Annotated in this window: 6 protein-coding genes, 1 pseudogene and 1 other annotated feature; of the genes and pseudogenes, 3 read left to right on the top strand and 4 right to left on the bottom strand. The window is 39.8% G+C overall.

Going from position 1 to position 7502, the window contains the following annotated elements; translation table 11 throughout:
- Positions 1-223: 223 nt before the first annotated feature.
- A complete protein-coding gene (locus MF4640_RS18075) occupies positions 224-922 on the top strand; it encodes a VIT family protein (RefSeq protein ID WP_078390442.1) in 699 nt (232 codons plus the stop codon).
- Positions 923-1208: 286 nt separating this feature from the next.
- Here MF4640_RS18075 and MF4640_RS18070 read toward each other — a convergent pair whose 3' ends face one another.
- Both MF4640_RS18070 and MF4640_RS18065 read right to left on the bottom strand, forming a co-directional pair.
- Entirely contained in the window at positions 1209-1985 is a 777-nt protein-coding gene (locus MF4640_RS18070; protein ID WP_078390441.1) for a TIGR03915 family putative DNA repair protein, read from the bottom strand.
- Between the two features lies 1 nt (position 1986).
- Positions 1987-3246 carry a putative DNA modification/repair radical SAM protein gene (locus MF4640_RS18065; RefSeq protein WP_005399622.1) on the bottom strand — a complete coding sequence of 420 codons (1260 nt, stop codon included), beginning with the start codon at positions 3244-3246 and terminating at the stop codon, positions 1987-1989.
- A 206-nt stretch (positions 3247-3452) separates the two neighbouring features.
- On the opposite strand from MF4640_RS18065, the gene MF4640_RS18060 reads away from it, so the two are divergent.
- Positions 3453-4505: an NAD(P)H-dependent flavin oxidoreductase gene (locus tag MF4640_RS18060; protein WP_005399623.1), complete on the top strand. Its 1053-nt coding sequence runs from the start codon at positions 3453-3455 to the stop codon at positions 4503-4505.
- 40 nt (positions 4506-4545) lie between these two features.
- Here the strand turns inward: MF4640_RS18060 and dusB are convergent, their stop codons facing one another.
- Positions 4546-5571 (bottom strand): tRNA dihydrouridine synthase DusB, encoded by a 1026-nt coding sequence (dusB, locus tag MF4640_RS18055; protein WP_005399624.1) that lies wholly within the window; start codon positions 5569-5571, stop codon positions 4546-4548.
- 150 nt (positions 5572-5721) lie between these two features.
- Positions 5722-6228 (bottom strand): cytochrome b, encoded by a 507-nt coding sequence (locus MF4640_RS18050; RefSeq protein ID WP_078390440.1) that lies wholly within the window; start codon positions 6226-6228, stop codon positions 5722-5724.
- Between the two features lie 759 nt (positions 6229-6987).
- Here MF4640_RS18050 and MF4640_RS18040 point away from each other — a divergent pair.
- Positions 6988-7502: pseudogene (locus tag MF4640_RS18040) on the top strand (IS3 family transposase); the annotation flags it as partial.
- Positions 7277-7393 (top strand) — a sequence feature (AL1L pseudoknot). It overlaps the preceding pseudogene by 117 nt.

Raw genomic sequence — 7502 nt, 5'->3', positions numbered from 1 at the left:
AAGTGAAGGAGCTGTCTGCTGAAATGCTGAACTTAAATTCTGAGAAAAAGTCATAAAAAAATGAGCGTATCTGGATACGCTCATTTTTACCGCATTTCAGCTATTTTGTCTTAACTGATCAGCATTACCCACTCGGAGGCTTTTTTATGGGCTGTGCTATAGTAGATGAAACGTGCATTATTAAATAAATCATAACTTTAAAATTTGAGGATGATCTATCGTCATGTCCTATTCTCACCATGTTGAACCTCATTTAATTCATCGTACTGGTTGGCTACGTGCAGCAGTATTGGGTGCCAATGACGGCATCATTTCAGTGACCAGTTTGATTATGGGGATGGCGGCCAGTGGCGCAACCAGCCATACCTTACTCATCACGTGTATTGCAGGGCTCATTTCAGGTGCGAGCTCTATGGCTGCGGGCGAGTATATTTCGGTGAAGTCTCAATCGGATATTGAAGAAGCCGACTTAAAACATGAAGCTAGGGAATTAGATAAAAACCCTCACTTAGAACTTAAAGAACTGACTCAAATTTATATACAACGTGGACTAGAACCCGAACTAGCACATGAAGTCGCAGTACAACTCAGCGCACATGATGCACTGTCTGCACATGCCCGTGATGAAATAGGCATCCATGAAAATACCAGTGCCAAGCCGCTTGAAGCCGCGGGTTCTTCTGCCCTCGCCTTTTCACTAGGTGCTCTGTTTCCTATGTTGGCCATTCTCTTAAGCCCTCAAGGTTATCTGACTCAGTCAGTTGCACTCACAGGAGTAATATCGTTGTTCGGTTTAGGGGCTTTATCGAGCTACTTTTCTGGGACTTCTATGTGGACAGGTGCATTTCGTGTGACACTATGGGGAATTTTTGCGATGCTATTTTCTAGTTGGATTGGTTCCCTATTTAATGTGCATGTTTAACGTCAACAACACGAAAAGCGATAGCAGACTACCTATTTAAAATGTAAAAAGTCCATGGATTGAATGGGCTTTTTACTATTTACAGCATCATTTACCATCAACTTTAAGCTTGCACATTTTTCTCTGAGCCACTACTCAGATGCACTATTACTGATGATTGAAGTTCCATTCTACAGGTGCAACAGCTTATTTTTTAATTAGCATGAATTAATTAACGTCTGTTCTCCTTCCCATAACAGCCCAAAAAGCCATAGAAATGATGAGTCAACGCCTTACTTGCATCTCGCTAGATTGTTTTTTCATTCATATAACGCCAGTAGCGTTTAGGAACATATTGCACATGTAGTTTGATATTTTTTCTTGCCTCGATGTTGATACTTTTAAAATAATCTTTCCATAACTGGTCATACAGCAGCTCATCATCATCTAATTCAACACTAAAGGACTGACTGTGTCCGACTTTGTGTGCATGATCAATTTGATCTACATCCATTTCTACCTGATGCACAACTGTCAAATCATAATAAATTCCAAAATTTCTTCTTTCATCATAAATCAACCATCTTTGATCTTGATATCGGTTTCTAAAATGCCGTTCTATCAGTGGTAAAACATTAAAATCCGGCTGTACCAAACTTAGAAACAATCCATCCTGACATTTTTTAAAGCGGACAAAAGCTTCCATACGATGCTTTTCCCTGCCCACTTGTTTGGCCCACTGCGAAATAGCCAATACATCCGCATGCGCATAGTTACGATCTACCGCATGTGTATTTTTAAACACATAGATACAGAAATTAAAAAGATGTTGATGTGGCTGTTCCTGCTCAGACAGAAAGCAATAATAAAAAGATCGCAGACTCTCAGCTGTGATTTTTTGTTTTAATCCCCGCCAAACTCGCTCAGCGTGTTCATCATTTGAAGCAACCTCAATACACTCATCAAACAAGCTGGCTTGGGAATTGTTAGATGCAAGCTTGACGTCAAAATCTTTAAACTGAAAGCTCCTATACACACAACTCAGTAGTCCAGTCATGCTTTGATCAAAGCGATATATCGACATACTAAAAACCGAAGCCCAGTTGAGGCGAAAGCTGTTTTTGATATTTAGATTGCCCTGATTGCAAAATATGCTGCCGAATCTGGCTCGCTGGTTGCTCTTTTTTAAACTTTGGCGTGTCTGCACAGTGAATAAAATGCTGTGCCCGATTATAAGCAATGCCCATACGCTTTAGTTGATCGATATGAATCTGCCCAAAACGACGAGCTTGCACAATTTTTTTAGCCGATTGAACACCTATACCCGGAACACGTAAAATCATACGATAGTCTGCATGTTGAATATCAACAGGAAAATGCTCAGGGTTACGTAATGCCCAACTTAGCTTCGGGTCGATGTCCAAATCTAAATTCGGATGCTGATCATTCACAATTTCCTGCGCATCAAAACCATAGAAACGCATGAGCCAATCCGACTGATACAGCCGATTTTCTCTTAATAATGGCGGTGCAGAACCCACGACAGGAAGCATTTTTTCCTGTTCATTGATTGGGATATAGCCTGAAAAATACACCCGTTTGAGCTGATACACTTTATAATGATGATCTGCCATTAAAATAATATCTTTGTCTGTTTCTTGATGTGCGCCCACCACCATCTGAGTGGTTTGTCCCGCTGGTACAAACTTCGGCACATGCTGAATCACACGCCGCTCATCCGTCAACTGAATTAAGCGATCACGTACAATACCTAAATCCTTTTGTACTTCTGCATGCGATTTTTCTGGTGCAAACTGCTTTAGACCAATTTCCGTTGGAATTTCCAAGTTAATACTCATGCGGTCTACATATAAGCCTGCCTCAGTAATAATTTCTTGGGAAGCACCAGGTATCGTTTTTAGATGAATATAACCATTAAAGTTCTCTTCAAGGCGTAACTTTTTCACCACTTGTAGCATTCGCTCCATAGTGAAATCAGCTGATTTAAAAATACCTGAACTGAGAAATAACCCTTCAATATAATTGCGGCGGTAAAAGTTGATGGTTAAATCCACCACTTCTTGTACAGTAAAAGCAGCTCGTTTGACATCGTTAGAGCGTCTAGAAACACAGTAGGAACAATCAAAAATACAGACATTTGAAAATAGAATTTTAAGCAATGAAACACAACGACCATCTTCTGTATAACTATGACAGATACCGTTTCCTGTATTCCCCAAACCTTGATTGTTGTTTTTACGATTACTACCACTGGACGAACAGGACACGTCATATTTAGCTGCATCAGCTAGAATCTGTAGCTTTTCACGGATACGATCGGTCATGACGATCCTCGGTAAAATCTAAAATAAAAGTATAAAAAATTCCAGACTAAAAGCATTGCCAATACACATACCCAACGACATGGCTTGTCGCTAAAAACCGAAAAATAAACGTGATTGATTTAGATATTTTTCGAGAAAATACTGAATATTATTTGCCAATTTTGCAGTGCTTGGGCAAAGTGTCTATATGTAAAAGGAGCAAGTACATGTCTTTATTATTAGAACGTCTTGAAATTAAACATCCTATCTTCCTTGCACCGATGGCTGGTGTTTCTACACCAGAGCTTGCGGCGGAGGTTTCAAATCAAGGCGGGCTAGGCTCACTTGGATTAGGTGCAAACACCGCAGAAACCGCACGTAGCCAAATTTTAAAAACCCAAGCACTGACCGAACAACCTTTTCAAGTTAATTTTTTCTGTCATCAAAGTGTCGAACTTGATCCAGCTATCGCACAAACATGGATTGATTTTGTAAGACCTAATTTTGAACAATACGATGCAGAACCACCCACGCAACTGCACTGTATTTATCCTAGCTTTTTGGACAATGATGACTTTTTAAATGTCGTACTTGAAACTCGCCCTAAAGCCGTCAGTTTTCACTTCGGTGTTCCGCATCCGCACCAAATACAGGTGCTAAAAGACGCTGGCATTTTAACCATGGTTTCTGCAACCAACCTAGCGGAAGCACGGGCCATTGAAGCAGCAGGAATTGATTTTATTATTGCTCAAGGCATAGAAGCAGGTGGACACCGGGGGATTTTTAATGAACATTTTGATAGCTCAATACGTACGATCGACCTCGTACAACTTCTGACGCAGCACTGTCGGTGCCCTATTATTGCTGCGGGTGGCATTATGAATGGTACACAGGCTCAGCAGATGTTAGGCCTCGGCGCGAGTGCGGTACAGTTGGGAACAGCTTTCGTACAATGCAAAACATCAAATGCCAATGATGCCTACCGTCATGCACTTTTCCATGAGCACATCACACAAATAAGTGCCAGTATTTCAGGTCGCCCTGCTCGCGGCTTACTGGGTCACTGGCATACCCAGATTGATCTACCGAACCGCCCTGCTGTTGCTGCTTATCCGTACTGTTATGATCTAGGAAAACAATTACATGCCGCAGCGACCAAACAAGGCGATCAAGGCTTTGGTGCATTTTGGGCAGGCACGAATGTTTCGCAAATTCGTGCCATGGAGGCCCCTGACTTAATTAACCAACTGTTGGTTGAAATGCAACAAGTCAGTTATTAAGTTTCATTATTCACTCAAAGCTCCATACGTGAAGCTTTGTTTATTTGGTTTCTAACAAATTGACCTGTTCAACCTGTACGTCATTCATGGTTTCACCATGTATGAGTAACTGGTCAAAGTAGTCAGCGACCACTTTAAATTGTTCAGTTGTACTTTCCACTTTGTACATGTTCTGACGAAACTCATTACTTGAACGTAAACCTTTGGTGTACCAAGCAATATGTTTACGTGCAATTCGGCAGCCAGAATATTCCCCATAAAATGCATACAGTTCGGCAAGATGTCCAAGTAGAACTTCTTTTACTTCTTGAATGCTTGGTGCTGCCAAATGTTCACCTGTCTTCAGATAATGCGCAATTTCACGAAAAATCCATGGACGCCCTTGCGCAGCGCGACCAATCATAATTGCATCTGCACCGGTATAATCGAGTACATATTTGGCTTTTTCTGGACTATCAATATCCCCATTGGCAACCACTGGTATACGAATGAGCTGTTTTACATCTTTAATCAAATCATAACGAGCCGTGTTCAAATACATGTCTTCACGGGTCCGCCCATGCAATGCTAACGCAGCAATACCCGCATCTTCCGCACGTTTCGCTACACGCAAGATATTTTCATGACCATTTAAGAAGCCCAAACGTGTTTTAAGTGTGACAGGTACATCAACTGCAGCCACAACTTCATCCAATATTCGAGCCACCAAGTCTTCATCTTTTAAAAGTGCAGAACCCGCCAGCTTATTGCAGACTTTCTTGGCAGGACACCCCATATTAATGTCCACGATTTGCGCACCATTTGAGACCTGATATCGTGCAGCTTCCGCCAACTCTTTGGGATCTGATCCTGCAATTTGCGCTGAAATAGGCGCCAATTCACCATCAAAATTAGCACGATATAAGCTTTTTTTACTCATCCGTAACGTTTGGTCTGATGTCATCATTTCACTGACAGCATGCCCTGCACCAAAGTATTTGCACAGAGACCTAAATGGGCGGTCAGTTACGCCTGCCATCGGAGCAACAATCAAATTATTTGACAGTTGATACGGACCAATATACATATGAATTCATCACTTTTTCGACCAGCACAGTATACTGCATCTGCTCTTTCGGCTCATCTTTTATCATCTGCTCTGTGACTATGAAATACTCATAATATAAAAAAGCTAGACGAATCTAAAAGGCAACCATCAGATAGCCTCTAAATCACATCATTTTTTAAAAAGCATACTTTTTAAGACATTATCTTTGAAAATGAAGTGGTGAATCAATGCCGCACAGGCATGTAAACCCACGAGTGCAATAAAGAGATTCCCTAAAAATTGATGCGCATCTGCAATATAGTCACTCCCCCAAACAGTGCTCAAAAGCGGTAAATTTAACGATAAAACGTGGAAATTATCAGTAAAACTCGATAATGTCATCCAACCCGCAATTGGAACAATACATAGGTTTAAGTAAAGGAAAAATCTGACCATTTTAAATAATATTATCTGGTAAGAATTAATTATTTCAGTTTTAGGAATACTTTTTCTATACAGAAAAACAAAACTCAATCTCAAGAAAAATAAAATAAATATTAAAATCCCACCTGCAACATGAATCTGGCCTTTCCAGTCTGTTATTGTGGGATCACCTGCAGTCAGATACACCATTGCAACTAAAGCAAAGGTAATCCAATGCATGATTATTATAGGTTTTGGATAGTTATTCTTCATCGTTTTTCCTAAGTTTTAAATATTTTTATAAAACGGAGCTGTTAAAAAAAGCTTAAACGAAAAATGTAAAGAAAAATAGAATGCTCAGCTTTTCATTCAGACTATGCTTTAATTAAACCTTAAAAATCAATTGCCTGCCTATCCACCATTTCCAACATCTTGTAGATTAAAGTACTTTTAAGTACAACATCCTTCATCCCTTCAAGTATTCCTTACATCCGTTGTAAAACTTCTGGTTGAACATTTGTGCTACATCAACTTTTCTGATCACAATATTCTGCTATCTTTAATTTATTATTATATCCGTAGCAATAGCCCTAATATCTTTTAGAGCGTTCATAAATTCATCGACAATTGAATCTTCCAGTACATGGCAAAGATAACCATATAAATAATTTTATAGACTATTGATTATATTGTATAAATCATAAACCAGCATTATTCATTAATTTAAAGTCTAATTTATGATATTAAGAAGAACAGGGAAAACAATAAAGAAACATAGTGATTCACTCCAATATGCCTCAATATTCTGAACACAAAAAATTAACAGCGACTGAATTCAATAGTTTAATGACTATGGCTATTCAGCAATCATTTAATGCGATCGTCATTACAAATGCCTGCTTTGAGAATAATGGCCCACACATCCTTTTCTGCAATCCAGCATTTTGTTAAATGACAGGTTATAGCGAAGAAGAGTTAATTGTGAACCGTACCGGGTTTGTCGGAGACCAAGCTTTCTGAGAGAATGTCCCGATGACAAAATTAAAATATACCCCTGAAATCAGAGAAAGAGCGGTTCAATTATTGATTGAATCCGAGAAAGATTATCCATCGAATTGGGCTGCGATCACCGCTATTGCTCCCTGAGCAGTATACTGCGCAAGGGTTGTACTCCTGAAACACTACGTGTTTGGTATCAAAAATATTTAGATAAACAAAATCCAGTTAAAGTACAGCAGCTTTCAGACCAAGAACGTATCAAACAACTGGAACGCGAAAATAAAGAACTGCAACGCGCCAATGAAATTCTACGTAAAGCAGCCGCTTTTTTCGCCCAGGCGGAGCTCGACCGCCCACACAAATAATGGTGGATTTTATCCATAATAATAAAGAGCTGTACGGAGTCGAGGCGATTTGTAGAATTTTACCGATCGCAGCTTCAACCTATTACCGGACTCTAGATCTCGTTGATAACCCAGAACATCGAGCGAAACGTGCTCTGCATGATTTACATCATGCAGAGCAAATCAAACGTATTTGGAAAGAAA

Source organism: Acinetobacter sp. MF4640 (assembly GCF_002018895.1).
Classification (GTDB): domain Bacteria; phylum Pseudomonadota; class Gammaproteobacteria; order Pseudomonadales; family Moraxellaceae; genus Acinetobacter; species Acinetobacter johnsonii.
The sequence above is the reverse complement of the archived record's forward strand: the minus strand, read 5'-3'. Positions and strand labels throughout refer to the sequence as shown.